This is a genomic window from Flavobacterium channae (assembly GCF_021172165.1).
Classification (GTDB): Bacteria; Bacteroidota; Bacteroidia; order Flavobacteriales; family Flavobacteriaceae; genus Flavobacterium; species Flavobacterium channae.
On record NZ_CP089096.1, the window covers coordinates 1,622,181 to 1,642,075 of the forward strand.

20 protein-coding genes and 1 other RNA gene are annotated in these 19,895 nt (G+C 30.9%); 6 read left to right on the forward strand and 15 right to left on the reverse strand.

The genetic code is table 11. The features are described 5' to 3' along the window. Positions 1-3 precede the first annotated feature (3 nt). Positions 4-1,464: an FAD-binding domain-containing protein gene (locus LOS89_RS07485; RefSeq protein WP_231834662.1), complete on the forward strand. Its 1,461-nt coding sequence runs from the start codon at positions 4-6 to the stop codon at positions 1,462-1,464. On the opposite strand, the gene LOS89_RS07490 is transcribed toward LOS89_RS07485, so the two are convergent. The 5 genes from LOS89_RS07490 to pyrR all read right to left on the reverse strand — a co-directional run bounded on the left by LOS89_RS07490 (position 1,461) and on the right by pyrR (position 4,966). After that, on the reverse strand, positions 1,461-2,117 hold the full coding sequence (locus LOS89_RS07490; protein WP_231834663.1) for an HAD family hydrolase: 657 nt from the start codon (positions 2,115-2,117) through the stop codon (positions 1,461-1,463). The genes LOS89_RS07485 and LOS89_RS07490 overlap by 4 nt on opposite strands. Before the next feature lies 1 nt (position 2,118). Further along, the gene (locus LOS89_RS07495; RefSeq protein ID WP_231834664.1) at positions 2,119-3,024 is read right to left on the reverse strand and encodes a ribonuclease Z; all 906 of its coding nucleotides are present in this window, start codon (positions 3,022-3,024) and stop codon (positions 2,119-2,121) included. A 69-nt stretch (positions 3,025-3,093) separates the two neighbouring features. Beyond that, positions 3,094-3,426 carry a ribonuclease Z gene (locus LOS89_RS07500; RefSeq protein ID WP_231834665.1) on the reverse strand — a complete coding sequence of 111 codons (333 nt, stop codon included), beginning with the start codon at positions 3,424-3,426 and terminating at the stop codon, positions 3,094-3,096. 33 nt (positions 3,427-3,459) lie between these two features. After that, positions 3,460-4,389, reverse strand: a complete 930-nt coding sequence (locus LOS89_RS07505; protein WP_231834666.1) for an aspartate carbamoyltransferase catalytic subunit — start codon at positions 4,387-4,389, stop codon at positions 3,460-3,462. A gap of 37 nt (positions 4,390-4,426) precedes the next feature. Next, positions 4,427-4,966, reverse strand: a complete 540-nt coding sequence (gene pyrR, locus LOS89_RS07510) for a bifunctional pyr operon transcriptional regulator/uracil phosphoribosyltransferase PyrR (protein WP_231834667.1) — start codon at positions 4,964-4,966, stop codon at positions 4,427-4,429. Positions 4,967-5,158: 192 nt separating this feature from the next. On the opposite strand from pyrR, the gene LOS89_RS07515 reads away from it, so the two are divergent. Next, positions 5,159-6,031 carry a hypothetical protein gene (locus tag LOS89_RS07515; protein WP_231834668.1) on the forward strand — a complete coding sequence of 291 codons (873 nt, stop codon included), beginning with the start codon at positions 5,159-5,161 and terminating at the stop codon, positions 6,029-6,031. A gap of 65 nt (positions 6,032-6,096) precedes the next feature. On the opposite strand, the gene LOS89_RS07520 is transcribed toward LOS89_RS07515, so the two are convergent. Next, a complete protein-coding gene (locus LOS89_RS07520) occupies positions 6,097-7,716 on the reverse strand; it encodes an ABC-F family ATP-binding cassette domain-containing protein (protein WP_231834669.1) in 1,620 nt (539 codons plus the stop codon). 177 nt (positions 7,717-7,893) lie between these two features. On the opposite strand from LOS89_RS07520, the gene LOS89_RS07525 reads away from it, so the two are divergent. Continuing rightward, on the forward strand, positions 7,894-9,297 hold the full coding sequence (locus LOS89_RS07525; protein WP_231834670.1) for a TlpA family protein disulfide reductase: 1,404 nt from the start codon (positions 7,894-7,896) through the stop codon (positions 9,295-9,297). A gap of 70 nt (positions 9,298-9,367) precedes the next feature. Here LOS89_RS07525 and fsa read toward each other — a convergent pair whose 3' ends face one another. From fsa to ffs, 5 genes are all read right to left on the reverse strand, one after another. After that, a complete protein-coding gene (fsa, locus tag LOS89_RS07530; RefSeq protein WP_231834671.1) occupies positions 9,368-10,024 on the reverse strand; it encodes a fructose-6-phosphate aldolase in 657 nt (218 codons plus the stop codon). Between the two features lie 105 nt (positions 10,025-10,129). After that, positions 10,130-10,654, reverse strand: a complete 525-nt coding sequence (locus LOS89_RS07535) for a GNAT family N-acetyltransferase (protein WP_231834672.1) — start codon at positions 10,652-10,654, stop codon at positions 10,130-10,132. Positions 10,655-10,668: 14 nt separating this feature from the next. After that, a complete protein-coding gene (locus tag LOS89_RS07540; RefSeq protein ID WP_231834673.1) occupies positions 10,669-11,472 on the reverse strand; it encodes an SDR family oxidoreductase in 804 nt (267 codons plus the stop codon). A gap of 37 nt (positions 11,473-11,509) precedes the next feature. Continuing rightward, entirely contained in the window at positions 11,510-12,508 is a 999-nt protein-coding gene (locus LOS89_RS07545) for an enolase C-terminal domain-like protein (protein WP_231834674.1), read from the reverse strand. A gap of 69 nt (positions 12,509-12,577) precedes the next feature. After that, positions 12,578-12,675, reverse strand: an RNA gene (gene ffs, locus LOS89_RS07550) — signal recognition particle sRNA small type. A gap of 88 nt (positions 12,676-12,763) precedes the next feature. On the opposite strand from ffs, the gene LOS89_RS07555 reads away from it, so the two are divergent. After that, on the forward strand, positions 12,764-13,807 hold the full coding sequence (locus LOS89_RS07555; RefSeq protein WP_231834675.1) for a glutaminyl-peptide cyclotransferase: 1,044 nt from the start codon (positions 12,764-12,766) through the stop codon (positions 13,805-13,807). Continuing rightward, the gene (locus LOS89_RS07560) at positions 13,800-14,498 is read left to right on the forward strand and encodes a carboxypeptidase-like regulatory domain-containing protein (RefSeq protein ID WP_231834676.1); all 699 of its coding nucleotides are present in this window, start codon (positions 13,800-13,802) and stop codon (positions 14,496-14,498) included. The genes LOS89_RS07555 and LOS89_RS07560 overlap by 8 nt, the downstream gene beginning before the upstream one ends. Before the next feature lie 40 nt (positions 14,499-14,538). Here the strand turns inward: LOS89_RS07560 and LOS89_RS07565 are convergent, their stop codons facing one another. The 3 genes from LOS89_RS07565 to LOS89_RS07575 all read right to left on the reverse strand — a co-directional run bounded on the left by LOS89_RS07565 (position 14,539) and on the right by LOS89_RS07575 (position 16,464). Further along, positions 14,539-15,009 (reverse strand): hypothetical protein, encoded by a 471-nt coding sequence (locus LOS89_RS07565; RefSeq protein ID WP_231834677.1) that lies wholly within the window; start codon positions 15,007-15,009, stop codon positions 14,539-14,541. An 81-nt stretch (positions 15,010-15,090) separates the two neighbouring features. Continuing rightward, entirely contained in the window at positions 15,091-15,480 is a 390-nt protein-coding gene (locus LOS89_RS07570) for a hypothetical protein (protein WP_231834678.1), read from the reverse strand. A gap of 33 nt (positions 15,481-15,513) precedes the next feature. After that, a complete protein-coding gene (locus LOS89_RS07575) occupies positions 15,514-16,464 on the reverse strand; it encodes an NAD(P)H-dependent flavin oxidoreductase (RefSeq protein WP_231834679.1) in 951 nt (316 codons plus the stop codon). Positions 16,465-16,651: 187 nt separating this feature from the next. On the opposite strand from LOS89_RS07575, the gene LOS89_RS07580 reads away from it, so the two are divergent. After that, entirely contained in the window at positions 16,652-19,195 is a 2,544-nt protein-coding gene (locus LOS89_RS07580; RefSeq protein ID WP_231834680.1) for a zinc-dependent metalloprotease, read from the forward strand. Positions 19,196-19,258: 63 nt separating this feature from the next. Here the strand turns inward: LOS89_RS07580 and LOS89_RS07585 are convergent, their stop codons facing one another. Then, positions 19,259-19,882, reverse strand: a complete 624-nt coding sequence (locus LOS89_RS07585; RefSeq protein WP_231834681.1) for a hypothetical protein — start codon at positions 19,880-19,882, stop codon at positions 19,259-19,261. Between the last annotated feature and the right edge of the window lie 13 nt (positions 19,883-19,895).

Genomic DNA, 19,895 nt, shown 5'->3' on the forward strand with positions numbered 1-19,895 from the left:
AAAATGAAGATTGTTTGGTTTAAAAGAGATTTGCGTTTGCATGATCATGAAGCCTTACATGAAGCCCTATCGACTTCTGGTAAAATCTTACTGCTCTATATTTTTGAACCATCAATACTAAAAGATTATCATTACAGTAAACGCCATTTCGATTTTATAAAACAGTCGTTAGAAGCACTTCAAAAAGAACTACAAAAATACCATACACAAATATTAATTGTTCAAGGTGAAGCTACCACTGTTTTTGAAAAGCTTACCAATTTGTTGACTATTAAAGCAATTTATTCTCATCAAGAAACGGGAATTAAATTAACTTATGATAGAGATTTAGCAGTAGCTGAATTATTTAAAAAGAAAGGTATTATCTGGAACGAATACATTACTAATGGTGTAATAAGAGGAATTAAAAACAGAAAAACATGGAAGGAAGATTGGTATGATTATATGGATAAAGACTGTTTACCCTTTCAACCTACATCAAGAAGTTTTATCAAATATATTGAGATTGAAGAATTAGAAAATAATTTCGAAATTCCATCTATAAAAACTATCCATAATCCAAATTTTCAAAAAGGTGGTGTTCCTACAGCATTGCGTTACATGAATTCATTTTTTGAAGATCGCGTTCAAAATTATAGTAACCACATTTCAAAGCCCGAACTTGCCAGAAAAGGATGTAGCCGATTGTCACCTTATATAGCATGGGGAAACTTATCTATTAGACAAGTGTATACCAAAGCTTGGGAATTGCACCAACAAGGAAAATATAAGCGACAAATTTCCAATTTTGCCTCAAGATTACGTTGGCAGGCTCATTTTATTCAAAAATTTGAAATGGAAAGTTCAATGGAATTTATTGCAGTAAACAAAGGATATCGCAATTTAAACCAGAAAGTAAATGAAAAGTATCACAAAGCTTGGGTAACAGGAAAAACGGGTGTTCCGCTTGTTGATGCTTGTATACGCTGCTTGAATACAACAGGTTATTTGAATTTTAGAATGCGTGCTTTAGTCGTTTCCTTTTATACACATCATTTATTCCAACCTTGGCAAAACTGTAGTCCGCACTTGGCACAACAGTTTTTAGATTTTGAACCTGGAATTCACTATCCACAAATTCAGATGCAAGCTGGAGTAACAGGAATAAATACGTTGCGAGTTTATAATCCGGTGAAAAATTCATATGAACATGATGAAGAAGGCGTATTTATTAAAAAATGGGTGCCTGAATTAGTTAATATTCCTGTGGCTTTCATACATGAACCTTGGAAATTAACCCCAATAGAATCAATGCTGTATAGATTTGAATTGGGAAGAGATTATCCTTATCCTATTGTTAATCTTGAAGAAGCTAGAAAATTTTCTAGTGATTTTTTTTGGGCTATGCGAAAAGAAGAAACAGTCAAAAAAGACAGCAAGCGAATTTTAGACAAACATACTTTTCAAGAGGATAAAAATGATTAATTCAAATTGCTTACTTTTTCAAAATTCAATTCATTAAAATGTTGAATTACAATATTTGCTTTTGATAAGTCTTGATCTTTTGAATGAAAACTTTCATACCCAACACAAAAAATACCTGCTGCAACTGCCGCATGAATTCCGTTAGTACTGTCTTCAATCACAATACAATTTTCTTTTGGAGCAATTGATAAACTAGCCGCATGTTCAAAAATTGCAGGATGCGGTTTCGACTTTGGAAAATCTTCTCCAGAAACAATATGGGTGAAATATTGATGTAAATGAAAACGTTTAAACACTCTATCGATTGTAACTTTTGAAGCAGAAGAAGCTACTATTAATTGAATTCCGTTGGCATGTAAATCTTTAATTAAATCTTCAACTCCTTCAATTAAATACAAATCTTCTTTTAAATCGAAAGCTTCGTTAAACAAATGACGTTTTCTCAAGATTAAATCTTCAACATCTTCTTGTAAATCGAATTGTGCTTTTAATTTTTGAAAAATATTTCGAGTGGAATTTCCGGTAAACGAACGGTACATTTCGTCTGTTACTTCGATGTTTAACTCATTAAAATGTTGGTAATAAGCAAAATGATGAACCGGTTCGGTATCAACAATTACGCCATCCATATCAAAAATTACTGTTTGTATCATATTAAAATTCAAATTCTTTGCCATCATCGGCTAAAAATACGTTTTCAAAAATAGTTTCAGCTTCAGTTTTAAAAGGTTCAATAGAACCATATCGTGTAGAATAATGTCCTAAAATCAATTGCTTAACGTTTGCCAATTTGGCAATTTTAGCTGCTTCTTTAGCTGTTGCGTGCTTTGTTTTCTCGGTATATTGTGCTTCCGATTCTAAAAATGTAGCTTCATGATATAATACATCCACATTTTTAATTATTGGAACAATTGACTCATCATACAACGTATCACTACAAAATGCGTAACTCATTGTTGGATCTGGTGGAAAAGAAAGTAATTCGTTTGCAATTACTTCTCCAGAATCTAATGTTACACTCCCACCCGATTTTATTTTATCGAAATAGACTTTCTCAATTTTATATTTTGCAACTGCTTCAATATTCAAATGACGTTTTCCTACTTTTTCTTGGAACAAATAACCATTTGTATAAATTCGGTGATTAAGCGGAATTGTTTTTACAATTACAGTTTCATCTTCAAAAACTACTTCGCTTTCTTTAGATTCTAATTCATGAAAATATAAATTGTAACCGGTATAGGAACCAGAAGCTCGCAATTGTAATAAAATGATTTCTTTAATTCCTTTTGGACCATAAACGTGCAAATCGTTTTCGCGATTCAACAACATAAAAGTAGAAATCAAACCAATTAAACCATAAAAATGGTCGCCATGTAAATGGGAAATGAATATATGATTGATTCTAGAAAACTTAATTTTATGCTTACGTAATTGAACTTGCGTACCTTCGCCACAATCAATTAGAAACAAATGATTTTTCATTTCTAATACTTGAGAAGTTGGATTGGTAATGGTTCTAGGAGTTGCTGCGTAACAGCCGAGTATTTGTAGTTTCATTTTTTAGTGTTCAGTCGCAGTTTTCAGTCGCAGTTACTGAATACTGTAAACTGAGACTGTAAACTTTTATTAAAATCCTAAATCGCGTTCAATTTCATCCATTTCAATCATATCATGCGCTTCTAATACAGAAGGAACTACATTTAAATAATTAGGAACTTTATCAAAGTTAACGGCGTCAGTAACAATTATCATTGATTTTTTTTCCTTTTTATGACTCTTAGCCAAATCTTTAAAATGAGCTAAATCAGCATTGGAAATACTTTTGTCTTGAGAAACATCTAAAATTAAATTTTGCCCTTGAAAAACATGATATTCATTTGTTATTTTACTAACAAAAGCTGCAACATCATTGTGAGTATCTTTAATTATAGTGGTATGTCCTTTTTGATCTACTTTCATTCTAATTTTTAATTTGAGTAATAAATATAAGAATTAATTCTTAATCTTACTAGCTAATAAATAAATAACTGCCATACGAATGGCAACACCATTCTCAACTTGGTTTAATATTACTGATTGACCAGAATCTGCAACATCTGATGTAATCTCTACTCCTCTATTGATTGGACCTGGGTGCATGATTACGATTTCTTTATTTAAAGATTCTAATAATTCTTTGGTTACACCATATTGTTGTGTGTATTCTCTTGTAGTTGGAAAATAACTTACATCTAATCTTTCATTTTGAACACGTAACATATTCGCTACATCAGCCCATTCCAAAGCTTTTCTCAAATTAGGCTCAACTGTAACTCCTAACGATTCAATGTATTTCGGAATTAAGGTTTTAGGACCGCAAACTTTTACTTCGGCACCTTGCATTTGTAGTGCGAAGATATTGGATAATGCTACTCTTGAGTGTAAAATATCACCAACAATTACGATTTTCTTTCCACCTACATCACCTAATTTTTCTCTTATTGTAAAACTATCCAGTAATGCTTGTGTTGGATGTTCATGAGCACCATCTCCTGCATTTACAATACTAGCACTAACATTTTGAGATAAAAAATGAGCTGCTCCAGGACTACTGTGACGCATAACTACCATATCTACTTTCATAGATAAAATGTTGTTTACGGTATCAATTAGAGTTTCTCCTTTTTTTACTGAAGATTGTGCAGCAGAAAAACTAATAACATCGGCCGATAAACGTTTTTGAGCTAGTTCAAAAGACAATTTAGTTCTTGTACTATTTTCGAAGAAAATGTTGGCAATCGTAACATCTCGTAATGATGGTACTTTTTTAATTGGTCGATTGATAACTTCTTTAAAATGATCTGCCGTTTCAAAAATTAAATCAATATCGTTTTTTGTAATATGTTTTATTCCGATTAAATGATTTACTGATAATTCTTTCATTTATATGTAGTTGTGTTGTTGTATATTCTTTTTTAGTTTATTTCGTTACCAAATAAACAGCGTCTTCTCCATCATTTTCTTGCCATTTTACAATTACTTTTTCATTGTTTATGGCATCCACTTGTCTTCCTCTATAATCCGGTTGAATCGGTAAATGACGACTGAATCTTCTGTCGATAAGTGTTAAAAGTTCTACTTCTGATGGTCTTCCGAAAGATTGTATCGCAGTTAAAGCGGCATTAATACTTCTTCCTGTATATAAAACGTCATCGATAAAGACTACTTTTTTATCTTCAACTAAGAAATCGATTTGTGTTTTATTAGCTTCAAGTGGTTTTTCTCCTCTTCTAAAGTCATCTCGAAAAAAAGTAATATCTAAAAACCCCAATTTTATCTCTTGAATTTGATATTCAGACTCTAAAATTTGTTTGATTCTTTGTGCCAAGTATTTTCCTCTTGGTTGTAATCCTATTAAAACAGTATTGGAAAAATCTAAATGATTTTCAATTAGTTGACAAGCTAATCGATGTAAAATAATCTGTACTTCTTTAGAAGTGAGCAAATTTTTTTGACCCATGATAAAGTGTTGTGTTTGGTTTGTAAAATTAATTTATTTTATGGAATAAATAAAATATAAGCGCTAGTAAATTAATTTTAAGTTTTTCATCCTTAAAACTTTACGTTTCAACTAAAATATTAATAATGTTAACCAACCTTTAATAAGTATTCATAATTTTAACATAATTATTAACAACAAAAGTGTGCGATTATGAAAAATTCTACTCTCTCTAGATTAACTTGCATTGCATTTGTTTCATTATTATTTATAACTAATATAGGTTGTCAAGAAGATGAAACATCAAGACCTGAAAGCTCAGAATCATTTACTCCTTCACTAAGAATAAGTTCGGGAGGAAATTGTGCTGAAGATTGTATTCAAGATGATAATTACTTTATTGACTCTCAACAAGCTGTTGTTCAATGGGGCGGACCAAACCAAAATAACAATTCGAAAACTGTTGATATTGAATATTACAACACAGAAACGCATTTTGTTTTACGTGTAAAAAGCACAAGAGGTTGGAGTGATTTGATTATTAACGGATTCTCTTCTTGGAATGGTGGAGCCGTAAGTCCAAATGTTTGGGGAACCTATTCTTATCCATTAGGACAAGATTGGCAAGCTTGTGACCTTGAAAGCTTTACATTAAGCGTAAGTGGAAACGGACCTCCGGCACAATTCTTAGTAAATTACAATTTATTTGGTGTTTGTATGGGATGTGAAACTGGTTTCTTTGGTGATGTGTTATCATGTGGTTATGACCGAGAAGCAAATTACACTTTTACTTCTGATAGTGATCAAAGCTATATCAAAATTCAAGGTGGATTAACAAACTTTACAGGAGCTGATGCAATTGTTACTGTTTCTGGAGGAAACTTAACACAAAGTCAATCAACACCTGGAGGAAGTTCAAACAGAATTATTAAAGTTGAAGGAAGTGTTGCTGCTTGTGAAACTATAACAATCAATATTAAATGGAATTCAACTAATTCGGGTGGCGTTGTAACAGGAAGTTGGTCTGTAAAAGACGGAAATGGTTCAGAATTAACACCTCCTGTTTTGGGACTTGAATGTGATTAACTACTCTACTATTATAAACAAAAAAACGCCAATCTAAATAGTTGGCGTTTTTTTTTATTTTACGATTAAGAATACATTTTCTTTCTTAATTCTTTGATTTTATCATCATCTAAATACTCATCAAATGTCATGTATCTATCAATTGCACCATTTGGAGTTAATTCTAAAACTCTATTAGCAACTGTTTGAGCAAATTCGTGATCGTGAGTTGTAAATAAAACCGAACCTTTAAAGTTCTTTAATGAATTATTGAAAGCTGTAATTGATTCTAAGTCTAAGTGATTTGTTGGTTCGTCTAACATTAAAACGTTAGCTCTAATCATCATCATACGAGATAACATACAACGAACTTTTTCTCCTCCAGATAAAACATTACATTTCTTTAATGCTTCTTCTCCAGAGAAAATCATTTTTCCTAAAAATCCACGAACGTAAACTTCGTCACGCTCTTCTTCAGTTTTAGCCCACTGACGTAACCAATCTACTAAATTTAAATCAACTCCTTCAAAAAACTCATGATTTTCAACTGGCAAATACGATTGTGTTGTTGTAATTCCCCAATCAAATGTTCCAGCATCAGCATTCATTTTACCGTTTAAGATTTCATAAAAAGCTGTTGTTGCTCTCGAATCTTTTGAGAAAACTACAATTTTATCACCTTTAGCCATGTTTAAATCAACATTTTTAAACAATACATCTCCATCAACTGAAGCCGCTAAATTTTGTACGTTTAAAATTTGATCTCCTGCTTCTCTTTCTGTTTCAAAAATAATCGCTGGATATCTTCTGCTTGAAGGCTTAATCTCGTCTAAATTTAATTTTTCAATCATTTTTTTACGAGAAGTAGCTTGTTTAGACTTAGCCACATTCGCACTAAAACGACGAATAAATTCTTCCAATTCTGCTTTTTTCTCTTCTGCTTTCTTGTTTTGTTGCGCTTTTTGACGAGCCGCTAATTGAGAAGACTCATACCAAAACGTATAGTTTCCTGAATAATGTGTGATTTTTCCAAAATCGATATCTGAAATATGCGTACAAACTGCGTCTAAAAAGTGACGGTCATGCGATACTACTAAAACGGTATTTTCATAATTAGCAAGGAAGTTTTCTAACCAACCAATTGTTTCAAAATCCAAGTCGTTGGTAGGCTCATCCATAATCAATACATCAGGATTTCCAAATAAAGCTTGTGCTAATAAAACACGAACTTTTAATTTTCCATCCATTTCACCCATTAAAGTGTAATGATGTTCTGGACCAATTTCTAAGTTAGACAACATAGTTGCAGCATCACTTTCTGCATTCCAACCATTCATTTCATCAAATTGCAACTGCAATTCTCCAATTCTATTAGCATTTTCATCAGTGTAGTCAGCATATAAAGCATCCATTTCAGCTTTAATAGCATGTAGAACTTTATTTCCCATTAATACTGTATCTAAAACAGTATATTCGTCAAATAAGTTGTGATTTTGGTTTAAAACCGACATTCTTTTTCCTGGCTCAAGAATTACTCTTCCTGAAGTTGGCTCCATATCGCCAGCAATAATTTTCATGAATGTAGATTTCCCAGCACCATTAGCACCAATGATTCCGTAGCAGTTACCTTGAGTGAATGTTGTATTTACTTCATCGAATAAAATTCGTTTCCCAAATTGTACCGATAAATTTGAAACTGTTAGCATTTTTATATTTTTTTAAAAAACTTTTGCAAAAGTAGTAAAAATAGTAGATTTTTGAACGGTTAAAATAATTATATTTCAGGTTATTATTTAGAATTATTATAGGTTTATTTTAACTGAACGTTAACAAGACCATTAGTTTATAACTAATACATTTGTTTAGAATTAATAATCAATTAAATGATTAAGAATTACATAAAATACTTTTTGCCCCTATCTATCGCACTTTTTTCTACTTTAACTTCTTGTAAAAAAGTTTTTAAGGAAGATGATTTTGTGGCGTATTTTGGTGGTGAAGTTTTAAATCCTCAAGAAAAGTATGTATTGTTTTTAAAAGATGATGAAGTGATTGACACTATTTATCTAGACAAAAACAATCGTTTCATGCATAAATTCGATTCATTAACTCCAGGTTTATACACTTTTAAACACAATCCGGAATATCAATATGTTTATTTTGATAAAAACGATAGTTTGATGGTTCGTGTAAACACTTTTGATTTTGACAATTCTATTGTTTTTTGTGGTCGTGGTGACGAAAAGAACAATTTCTTAATAGAATTGTATTTAAAAAACGAAGCCGATCGTTCTTTAATGTACCAGAACTTTGATAAAGATGTAAAAAGTTTTATCAAAAACATCGATTCTAGTTATGCTATCAGAAAATCATTTTATCTTAAAAGAAAAGCCGAAATTGGTTGGGATGAAAACTTCGATGAAATTGCAAAAGCGAGTTTAGAGTTTCATCACATAACTAAAAAAGAAATTTATCCATACGCGCATCAATTTAGAACTGGAGAAAATATTAGAACAAAACTACCTTCAAATTACTACAATCACAGAAAAGATGTAGATTTTGAAAATGCACATCTAATTAATTACGCTCCATTTATTAAATATGTAAGTGTAATGTTAAATAACGTTGCTTTACAAAAAGATAATGTGGATTTGAATGAAAATTCTCTTGAAAATAATATAGAAAAACTAAACATTACTGATACTTTAATTAAAAATCAGAAGGTTAAAAATGTTGTTTTAAACAATGTAGCCATGATGTATTTACTTGAAGATCAGAACATGTATAACAATCAAAAATTTATTGACCGTTATTTAAAATTAACAACCGACGAAAAGAACAAAAAGGAAATCAGCGAAATTTACAGCTCTGTTCAAAATTTAAAAGTTGGTAATAGATTGCCAAAAATTAATTTACTTGATAAAACAAATCAAACAATTGACATTAACAATTTGGTTAGAAAACCAACTGTTTTATTCTTCTGGACTAGTGGTGCAGAATCACATTTTGTTGCTTCTCATAGAAAAATAAGTGAATTACAGGCAAAATATCCAAACTACGATTTTATTGCCATAAATGTTAACGACATTAAATCGAAATGTGAAAACACATTGAAAAAATACAACTTTGAAGGTATTACTGAGTTACGTTGCGAAGATTTTGACAACATCAGAAAACAATGGGTTATAACTAAAATTCACAGAATTATTGTTTTAAATGCGGATGGAACCATTAGAAATGGATTTGCTAATTTGTTTGATGTGAATTTTGAATTGAATTTGAAATAATAAATACAATATTAAATCATAAAAAAAGCGTTCTAAATTTAGAACGCTTTTTTATTTATAAACTTAGGAATTATTTATTCCCTTTTTCGTAATCAGCAATAAACTGAGCAATTCCGATATCTGTTAATGGGTGTTTTAACAATCCAGTAATTGAAGATAAAGGTCCTGTCATAACATCTGCACCAATTTTAGCACAGTTTACAACGTGCATTGTGTGACGTACAGAAGCAGCTAAAATTTGTGTTTCAAAACCGTAGTTATCATAAATTTGACGAATTTCATCAATTAAATTTAAACCATCAGTAGAAATATCATCTAATCTTCCTAAGAAAGGAGAAACATAAGTAGCACCTGCTTTAGCCGCTAATAAAGCTTGACCAGCAGAGAATACTAAAGTAACATTTGTTTTAATTCCTTTATCAGAGAAATATTTACAAGCTTTTACACCTTCTTTTGTCATTGGTAATTTAACAACAATTTGTTCGTGTAATTCAGCTAATTCTTCACCTTCTCTGATCATGCCTTCTAAATCCAAAGCATTTACTTCAGCACTTACATCACCATCAACAATATTACAGATATCTACATAGTGTTTTAAAATATTGTTTGTTCCTGTAATGCCTTCTTTAGCCATTAACGATGGGTTTGTTGTAACACCATCTAAAATTCCTAATTCTTGTGCTTCTTTAATTTGCTCTAAATTAGCTGTGTCAATAAAAAATTTCATCTTTTTAAATTTTTAAAATATTGTGTGTTGTTTTGAAGTGCAAAAGTACAAATAAAAATTCCAAATTCAAGTGGAAGATCAAATTGAAAAAGGATAGATAAATTATTATCCTTTTAAATTTAATTTCATCATTATATCCGTTTGTTCTTCATCTCCTAATCTAAAGATGTGTTTATCAAACTCTACAAAACCATTTTTCTTGTAAAAACTTATAGCTCTTGGATTTTCTTCCCAAACACCTAACCAAACATAATCTGCGTTTTTTTGATTAGCTACTTCTATAGCTTTATCATATAATAATTGACCTATATTTTTTCCGTGAAATTCTTTTGAAACATAAATACGTTCAATTTCAAGTGCTTTGTTATCTTTCAATTCAGTTTGAGAATCACCAAAATTTAGCTTCAAATAACCAATTACTTCCTCATCAAATACTGCAAAATAGAATTCAGCATTTGTATCGGTAAGTTCAGTCGTTAATTTTTCAATAGAAAAACCTTCAATCAAATATTTTTGCATGTTTTCATCTGAATTACTTTCAGAAAAAGTTTCAAAAAAAGTTTCTTTACCAATTTTCTGAAGCTTTTCTACGTCTTGTAAATCAGCTTTCATAATTCGAATATTTTCCATTTTTAAAATATAGATTAAAGTTTGTAATGATTCATCAACATTTTCTCATACATCGTATCTGGTAAAATGCGTTTTAAAACAATGGAAAATTTCTGTAAGAAAGCCCCAACTTTATAATGTACTTTTGGTTTTTCTGTTTGAATAATAGCATAAATTGCTTCTGCCATATCTTTTGGATTACTACCACTATCCACATGTGTATCCATTTCTTTCAAAGTATTTCCGTAAGGAACTTCGTAAGCCGAACCTTTTACAACAGGTGCATGATAACGTCCTGCTGCGATATTTGTAGCAAAATCACCTGGTGCTACATTCGTAATTTGAATTCCAAAGGATTTTACTTCCATTCGTAATGCTTCTGTGATTAATTCCAAAGCACCTTTAGAAGCCGAATAAATCCCACGATATGGCAATCCCATATAACCTGCAATCGACGTAATATTGATAATTAAACCCGATTTTTGCTCACGCATTTGGGGTAAAACCGCTTTCATTACTTCAATTGGTCCAAACAAATTGGTCTCAAAATTATTTCGGATTTCTTCTGTAGGAATTTCTTCAATTGGACCTGTAATTCCAACACCCGCATTATTAATTACAATATCCAATCTCCCTGATTTTTGAATCACTTCGGCAACACAATTTACAATACTTTGCTTATCGCGAACGTCCAAAGCTACTAATGGAAATATCGAATTTGTGATTCTTTCAGGATTACGGCTAGTGCCATACACCACAAAACCTTTTTGATGCAAAAACTCGCCAATTGATTTTCCTATTCCTGATGAACCACCTGTAATTAATACTACTCTACTCATTTTAGTGTGAATTATACTGCGAAAATACAGTTTTATATTATTTCAAGGAAATTCCTAAACCAACTTTATCTGATAGTACCACTTTCCCCTTTTCTATAACACTTCCAAAAGCAATATCATTAGCAATTAAATTCGCGCCATCTAAATCGACATAATCTACTAAAGGAACCAAAACCGCTCCGGCTGAAATTCCTACTGTAGATTCGGTCATACAACCTATCATAATTTTAAAATCGTTTGCTCTTGCTTCATTGATTAGTTGTAAAGCTGGAGTTAATCCGCCTGTTTTAACTAATTTGATATTGATGGTTTTATAATGCGATTTTAAATCGGAAAGTTTGGTCTTTTCTTGGCAATCTTCGTCAGCCATCCAATTCGCATATTTATTAGCACTTAAATGGCTGTAATTTGAAATTCCAGTTTTCATTGGTTGCTCAATATAAGTAAATTGAGCCGATAAAGGATTTTCTTCCAATTGTTGACATTCAGAAACGGAGAAACTTCCGTTAGCATCTAAAGCGATTTCTTTTCCACAATTCAATAATAAATCCAAAGCTTTTTCATTGTAATGATTCCATTTTACTTTGAATTTATTCCAATCGGATTTTGCGTTTTTTTGCAATTGTTCCTCAATTGGTGCTACACTTATTGTGATGGAAGATTCTGGTAATTGTTTTACTTCAATCGAATTCAATTCTAAAAAACTCTTATTTTCTAGCTTACCAAATAAATCCCAAAACGCACAATCTAAAGCCGAACGTAAAAACGAATGCAATTGTAAACTTTCTAAAAAGGTATAAAATTCAAATGGATGATTTATGGATTGTTTTTCGATTTGGGTTTGAATTTCGACTAATTTCTGAGTAAAATCATTCAAATTAATTCCGTAATAATCAATAGCAGTACATTCGCCATATCCAACTTTTCCATTTTTGGAAAGCGAAATAATTAAGGCTTCTCTAAAGGAATAATTTCCGTAACTAATTGAAAAAGTTTCTTTTAGTTGCAAGCGAACAATTTGCCAAGTAATTTGCATAGGAATTAGAATTGGTGTAAAAATAAAAAATCCCAAATAATCGGGACCACAAATTCAAAAGAAATAAAAAATGGCAAGCGACCTACATCGCACCGCTACAACCACATACCTTTGCTGTGTTCCCACCCTGGAGGAGTCTGCAGGAGCTGGTCGTGTAGGACTTGCCGGTGCAAATATACAACCTTTTTATATTTTTGCAAGGCAATTGTGAGTATAAAAAATGATTGTATATTTACGATATTAAATAATTTAATCATGTTAAAAGTTAAGATATTCGCATTCATAGCATTAGGCATCATTTCAGTTTCTTGTAAAGATGATGAGAATACTATAAAAAATTTATTTTCAATAGAAAATCCTACAATAAAACCTATTTTAAAGTTAGAAGAAAGCATCGATTTAGTACTTCAAAACAAAGAAAACAAAACAATCGATTCGGTTGTGTATTATATCAACGATAAAAAAATTGGATCGGTAAAAGGAAACGAGAAGTTACCTTTTGCATTGAACAATCAAAAATTAGGAAATCAAACTATTAAAGCTTTAGTATATTTTGAAGGTCAGAATATTGATATCGCAACAGGGTTTTCAATTTACGCAAGTGCAGAACCGAAAATTTTAAGCTATAAAATCGTAAATACATATCCCCACGACATCAATGCGTATACACAAGGTTTTGAATTTTACAATGGTGTTTTGCTAGAAGGAACTGGGCAATATAGAGAATCTACTTTAAGAAAAACAGATTATAAAACAGGCAAAGTAACCGAACAAATTAAATTAGAAGACAAATATTTTGGAGAAGGAATTACTGTTTTAAATGACAAAATTTATCAATTAACTTGGAGAGAAAAAACAGGATTTGTTTACGATGCCAAAACATTCAAATTAGAAAAGACTTTTTCATTTGACACTGAAGGTTGGGGAATTACTAATGATGGTGAAAAATTATACATGAGTGATGGTTCTGAAAAAATTTATATTTTAAATCCTGAAACATTAAAAGTTGAAGATTTTATTGGCGTTTATACAAATAGTGCTAAAATTGAAGCTGTTAATGAATTGGAATGGGTTAACGGAAAAATATGGGCTAATATTTATCAAAAAGATGCAATTGCTGTAATCAACCCAAAAACAGGTGCTATTGAAAATGTAATTAATTGTGGAGAATTACGCAGTAAAGTCACAAAACATGAAGAGCTAGATGCTTTCAATGGAATTGCATACAATCCTGCAACAAAAACGTATTTTGTAACGGGTAAAAACTGGGATAAAACTTTTGAGATAAAAGTTGACTAGAAAAATAAACATATCAATTCCAAAACCTTGCCATGAAAACTGGGAAGCCATGACTCCTGAAGAAAAAGGAAGGTTTTGTGGTGTTTGTTCTAAAACGGTTTTTGATTTTACAAAAGCTTCAGATAAAGAGATTATTGAACATTTGAATAAAGATAAAAACGCTTGTGGACGATTTGTAAGTTCTCAATTGAACCGTGATTTAATAATTACAAAAGAAAAATCATCTTATTGGATAATTGCCACCGCTACTTTATTTAGTTTTTTAGGAATTGGAAGTCAAGCTGCATATTCGCAGGTTAAACAAGATACCATTCAAACAGATAAGAAAAATCTAAATCAAGATGCTGCTATTAAAACTGTAAAAAATCCTTTTACTATTACTGGGGTTGTTATTGATGATTTAGGTCCAATGGCTGGGGCTAATGTTGTAATTAAAGGAACAACAAGAGGAACTTCAACAGATTATGACGGAAAATATTCAATTGAAGCACATGAAGGAGATACTTTAGTTTTTGGTTATATAGGTTTTAAAAATTATGAAACAATAATAGATTCTAAAACCACAACAGTAAATGTAACAATGACAGAAGATGGAAATTTAGTCTCAACCGGAATTGTTCTAATAGGAGATATTAAAAGAAGAACTTTCTTCGGCAGACAAATTCAAAAAGTAAGAAACTGGTTTCGATAATTATTATAAAAAAGTCCCGAATAATCGGGACTTTTTATTTTTAAAACTTAGCAGTAATAATATCCAACCATTTTTTTGCAATTCTTAATTCCTCACCAATGATAAAATTTGTAGCATCGGCATGAAAGAAAACCAAGTTAATTTCTTTTTGATTATTTAAAGTTAAATGTAACGCCAATTTGTTAATTTCATGGTTATTTCTCGGTACATTTCCATGTTTGTCAAATTGTTGCAAACTACATTTTTTAATTTCATTAAGATCAACAACTTCATTAATTTGAGCATCTTCTGTTTTTCTAAAGTAAGCTAATACATCACCTTTTAAACCAATTCCTGAATTATTTGTCCAAAAATCGAAATCTAAAAATTTTGAATTCTTGTCAGAAGACAATTCGTTTAAAGTCGTTAATAATTGATTTTTTCTTTTTCTAATATTATTATTGATAATGAAAATTGGAATCACGATTGCTGATAAGAATACGAGTCCAATTATGGTATTTGTAGTATCCATTTTGAATTTATTTTAAATTATGTATAAGTTTAAATATCCCAAATAGAAATTACTTGGGAGAAACAAAATTTAAAATAAACTTTACCAGAAATAATGAAATGGAAAAATAATCCTAGTGGTATTGAAAAAAACAGGTAAAAGATTTCTCTTTACAAAGAAAGCATCTACGCTATTTTTATAAAACAATTCTAATTTATCAAAAGAAACCCCAAGTAAAAACGAAGGAATTTGTTGTTTTCTAACAACTTCATTCGAACTTGATTGACTTTGAGATGTTTTTAATGAAACCGATTCTTTCTGCGTGCCTTCATTTGTGAAATGAACTTTTCCTTGACTAAAATTACTAGCAACTTTATCTAGAGAATCTGTTGTTTTTAATTGAATTGCTTTAGTTTCATTACTATGCAACAACAAAAAACCGAATATAAAAACGGTTAAAATCGTTATGAAATAATGAATCCCTTTTTTCAATTGAAATATTTTTTACAAAAGTAAATTAAAAAACTACTTAATCAACTTTGTTACAATTTCTTTAACAGGTAAAATCGCTTTTGTATCTTCAATACTCGGTCCAGCAACCCAAACTGTTTTATATGTAACTTGTGTAGCCGCTTTTTCGGTAGCTTTCATACCAATATAAAAACGAATCATTTTAACCCATTTTTTAAGACTTTTGTTTTTGTTCAACAAAGTTTCCAACCAAGTTTGCTTAGTTCCTACTTTTTGAACATAAGGTGTATTGATAACTGTACAAGGAGTTCCTGAAATACGTTCCGTCATAACAATATCTTTTGCTCCATAGTCAACACAAGCCTGTTTATATTCTTGAGAAACACCAGCTTCTTCTGATGCAATAAACGGACTTCCTACGGAAACTCCAATTGCACCATAACTTAACATTTTATCTAAATCTGCCTTATTCCCTACTCCACCAGCAGAAATTACCGGTAAACTTGTATTTTCGTTTAATTGTTTTATCAAAGTCTCGGGATCAATATTTCCCCTATGTCCCCCAGCCTGATTGTTTACAGCAACAAGCGCATCCGCTCCTAAACTTTCTACTTTTTTTGCAAAAGACAAATCGGTAACATCACAAAAAACTTTAATTCCAACTTTGTGTGCTTCTTTTATTGTTTCTTCTGGAGAGCCTAATGAAGTTAAAATGAAATCAACTTTTTCTTCGCACAAAATGCGTAGCTGCTCTTTGTATTTAACATTCGATTTATTTACAATTAAATTAAAACCAAAACTTCCACCATCAACTTTAGAAGCTTTTAACTCATGAATAGCAGCTTTTAATTCTTCTAGAGTTCTGTAATTTAATGCCGGAATACAACCTGCAATGCCACTTTTCATTCCTTCTATAACCATTTTAGTATTCGATACTAAAAACATAGGAGCCATTATTACTGGGTATTTAATATTCAAAAGTGTTGTTAACGATTGTTTTTCCATTGTAAAAAAATTTATCTTCAAATATATGAAAAAATAAAATATTATGCATGCATACTACAAGGTGAAATTTTTAAATCAAAAAGGTAATAATGTGATATCATATGTTAAAATTCTTAATAAAAACTTAATTATTTATACAAAACAATAATAATCAAATACTTTTGAATATTACTCAAACTAATTCAAAATGATAAAAAAGCTAACTATTTTAAGCTGTCTTTTTGCATTCTTTATTTCATCAGAGGCTGTTGCTCAGAAAAAGAAAAAAGACAAAAAGAAAGCAAAAACCGAGGCTCCTGCACCTTCAGACGCTAAAAAGGCTGATGGAAAAAAAGAGCCTAAACCTTACAACAAAGTAATTGACACAACTGCAGTTACTCAAAAAGGATTAATTGATGTTCATAAAATGGGTGAAAAATACCTGTTTGAAATTTCGGATTCATTAATTGGAAAAGAAATTATGACCATTACAAGATATTCTAAAACTCCTGCTGGAGGTGGAATTTTTGGTGGTGAAGAAGTAAATCGACAAGTAGTACGATTTGAAAAAGGTCAAAACAATACTATCTTACTTCGTTCTATTACTTATGTAATAATGACACCAGATGAAAATAAACCTATTACACAATCGGTAAAAAATTCAAGTGCTGATCCTATCATAGGTATCTATGATATTTTAGCTTACAAGAAAGACAAATCAGGAAAAGAAAATGTGGCAAGTGTTATTGATATGTCACCTTCTTTTGATTCTGACATTCAAACTTTTTCATTAAACTCAATAAACAAGCAACTTTTAAGCATTCAGGCATTTCAAAAAGATAAATCGTTTATTCAATTTGTAAAAAGTTTCCCTATAAATACTGAAATTAGAACTACTAAAACGTATTCAACAGCTTCACCACAAATTTCAAGAAACCCAACACCAAAAATTGGAGTTGATTTACCTGCTGGTTTAGATGCTGGTGTTGTAACGATGGAATTAAATACTTCTTTTATTTTACTTCCAGAAAATCCAATGAGAAAAAGAGCTTTTGATAAAAGAGTTGGTTATTTTGCAAATGGATACGATGTATTTGAAGAAGATTCACAAAAAGCAGATAAAGATATTTTTGCTGTAAGATGGCGTTTAGAACCAAAAAATGCTGAAGATGCAGCAAAACAAAAAAGAGGTGAATTGATTGAGCCTAAAAAACCTATCGTTTACTATTTAGATCCAGCAACTCCAGATAAATGGAAACCATTTATCAAACAAGGTATCGACGATTGGCAAGAAGCATTTGAAGGTGCTGGTTGGAAAAATGCTATTCGTGGTGAATATTGGCCAGAAAACGATCCGACTATGAGTTTAGAGGATGCGCGTTTTTCAGTATTGAGATATTTCGCTGCTGAAATTCAAAATGCGTACGGACCAAATGTTCATGATCCAAGAACGGGTGAAATTATGGAAAGTCACATCGGTTGGTATCACAATATCATGAGTTTATTACGTGATTGGTATATGATTCAAACTGCTGCGGTTGATCCAAAAGCAAGAAACAAAAAATTTGATGATAAGTTAATGGGTGAATTAATTCGATTTGTTGCTGCTCATGAAGTGGGTCACACACTAGGATTACGTCACAATATGGGAGCTAGTTTTGCAACTCCAGTAGAAAAACTTCGTGATAAAGAGTTTCAAAAACAAAACGGGCACACTTCTTCTATTATGGATTACGCTCGATTTAATTACGTAGCGCAACCAGAAGATAATGTAACGGATTTATTCCCAAGAATTGGAGATTACGACAAATGGGCTATTAAATGGGGTTATTCTTATTTTGATGGTGCAAAAGACGAAAAAGAAGAAAAAGCGCTTTTAAATGAAATGACTAAAGAAGCTTACAAAAACCGTCGTTTATGGTTTGGTACAGAAACTAATCCATACGATCCTAGATATCAAACAGAAGATTTAGGAGACAATGCAATGAAAGCTTCTGAGTATGGAATTAAAAATTTAAAACGAATTTTACCAAACTTAATCGAATGGAGTAAAGAAAGCGGAGAAGATTATGATGAATTGAATGGTCTGTATAATTCATTAACAGGTCAATTCAGACGTTATATGGGACACGTTACTAAAAACGTAGGTGGAATTTATGAAACTCCAAAAACCTATGATATGGAAGGTAATAAATACGAAGTTGTTCCTTCTTCTATCCAAAACGAAGCAGTTGCTTTCTTAAACGAACAATTATTTAAAACGCCAAAATGGTTATTAGATCAAAACATTTTATCTAAAATTAAACCAGAAAACGGTGTAGAAGCAATAAAATCTATTCAAGACGGAACATTATCAAGCTTATTAGCTGGGGATCGTTTAATACGTTTATTAGAAACATCATCTCAAAACAAAGCTAATTATTCAGTAGATGAATTAATGAGCGATTTAAGAAGAGGTATTTTCTCTGAAATTAGAACTAATGCTCCTATTGACATTTATAGAAGAAATTTACAGAAATTATTCGTTTCTAAATTAATTGAAACCATGTCTAGCGATAAAACGAATATTGCTATATTTAGTGGTCGTAGAATAGTTTTAGCAGACACTGATATTCCTTCTATTGCAAGAGGCCAATTAAATGAATTAAAAAGTCAATTAAAATTGGCAGCAGCATCTTCAGCTGACAGGTTAACTAAATTCCATTTAAATGATTTAGTAGCTCGAATCGAAAATGCAATGAAACCAAAATAAGTAAAAGCAAATACGAACAAAAAAGGGTTAACGCGAGTTAACCCTTTTTTTATTTGTATTAAATTATTTTTTCTTTTTAGTTCCAGAAGTTTTAGGAGCTCCTTTAATTTCATATTTACTTGAAGCAGTATTGTAAACATACGTACTGTTTTGAGTCTTAGTTTTTAAAGCAAAACTACCATCTGCATTTAATAAAAATTCAAAACCTTCACTTCTATTCTTTTCAACATCATGTGAAGCTGTTTTATTTTTATCTAAAAAAACTGTTTCTTTTATATGAGACGATTTGTGTGTATTACCTAATAAAAGTGTTTTTGTTTCTGTATCCCAAAGTTGATCTTCTGTAACAACACCATTTTCTTTTTTAAGTTTTGTATCTACTTTGATTTCTTCCTTCCAGTTAACATGATAGAACTTCTTCCCTTGTGTTGTATAACTTTTAACTGTAAAATTTGTAGGCTTAAAATCTACTTTATCTAATTTCTTAACTTCTAAAGTGTCCACAACTTTACCATCATTTTTAACGAACAACACTACTCTTTTTCCTGTTTTTTCATTTAAAATTTCTGCAGAAATATTATCTACTGTAGTTAACACAACATTTTTTGCAGCGGGTTTTCCTTTGCCTTTTTGAGCAAAACCAACAGTTGACATCAATAAAACAAGAAGTAAAAATAGTTTTTTCATAATAGTAGGTTGT

Excerpts from the sequence above, each read along its gene's own strand:
- LOS89_RS07580 (WP_231834680.1), top strand. The coding sequence starts at position 16,652 with ATGATAAAAAAGCTAACTATTTTAAGCTGTCTTTTTGCATTCTTTATT.
- LOS89_RS07535 (WP_231834672.1), bottom strand. The coding sequence starts at position 10,654 with ATGGAAAATATTCGAATTATGAAAGCTGATTTACAAGACGTAGAAAAG.
- LOS89_RS07485 (WP_231834662.1), top strand. The coding sequence starts at position 4 with ATGAAGATTGTTTGGTTTAAAAGAGATTTGCGTTTGCATGATCATGAA.
- pyrR (WP_231834667.1), bottom strand. The coding sequence starts at position 4,966 with ATGGGTCAAAAAAATTTGCTCACTTCTAAAGAAGTACAGATTATTTTA.
- LOS89_RS07545 (WP_231834674.1), bottom strand. The coding sequence starts at position 12,508 with ATGCAAATTACTTGGCAAATTGTTCGCTTGCAACTAAAAGAAACTTTT.
- LOS89_RS07555 (WP_231834675.1), top strand. The coding sequence starts at position 12,764 with ATGTTAAAAGTTAAGATATTCGCATTCATAGCATTAGGCATCATTTCA.
- LOS89_RS07565 (WP_231834677.1), bottom strand. The coding sequence starts at position 15,009 with ATGGATACTACAAATACCATAATTGGACTCGTATTCTTATCAGCAATC.
- LOS89_RS07490 (WP_231834663.1), bottom strand. The coding sequence starts at position 2,117 with ATGATACAAACAGTAATTTTTGATATGGATGGCGTAATTGTTGATACC.
- LOS89_RS07540 (WP_231834673.1), bottom strand. The coding sequence starts at position 11,472 with ATGAGTAGAGTAGTATTAATTACAGGTGGTTCATCAGGAATAGGAAAA.
- LOS89_RS07520 (WP_231834669.1), bottom strand. The coding sequence starts at position 7,716 with ATGCTAACAGTTTCAAATTTATCGGTACAATTTGGGAAACGAATTTTA.
- LOS89_RS07575 (WP_231834679.1), bottom strand. The coding sequence starts at position 16,464 with ATGGAAAAACAATCGTTAACAACACTTTTGAATATTAAATACCCAGTA.
- LOS89_RS07525 (WP_231834670.1), top strand. The coding sequence starts at position 7,894 with ATGATTAAGAATTACATAAAATACTTTTTGCCCCTATCTATCGCACTT.
- fsa (WP_231834671.1), bottom strand. The coding sequence starts at position 10,024 with ATGAAATTTTTTATTGACACAGCTAATTTAGAGCAAATTAAAGAAGCA.
- LOS89_RS07585 (WP_231834681.1), bottom strand. The coding sequence starts at position 19,882 with ATGAAAAAACTATTTTTACTTCTTGTTTTATTGATGTCAACTGTTGGT.
- LOS89_RS07505 (WP_231834666.1), bottom strand. The coding sequence starts at position 4,389 with ATGAAAGAATTATCAGTAAATCATTTAATCGGAATAAAACATATTACA.
- LOS89_RS07500 (WP_231834665.1), bottom strand. The coding sequence starts at position 3,426 with ATGAAAGTAGATCAAAAAGGACATACCACTATAATTAAAGATACTCAC.
- LOS89_RS07515 (WP_231834668.1), top strand. The coding sequence starts at position 5,159 with ATGAAAAATTCTACTCTCTCTAGATTAACTTGCATTGCATTTGTTTCA.
- LOS89_RS07495 (WP_231834664.1), bottom strand. The coding sequence starts at position 3,024 with ATGAAACTACAAATACTCGGCTGTTACGCAGCAACTCCTAGAACCATT.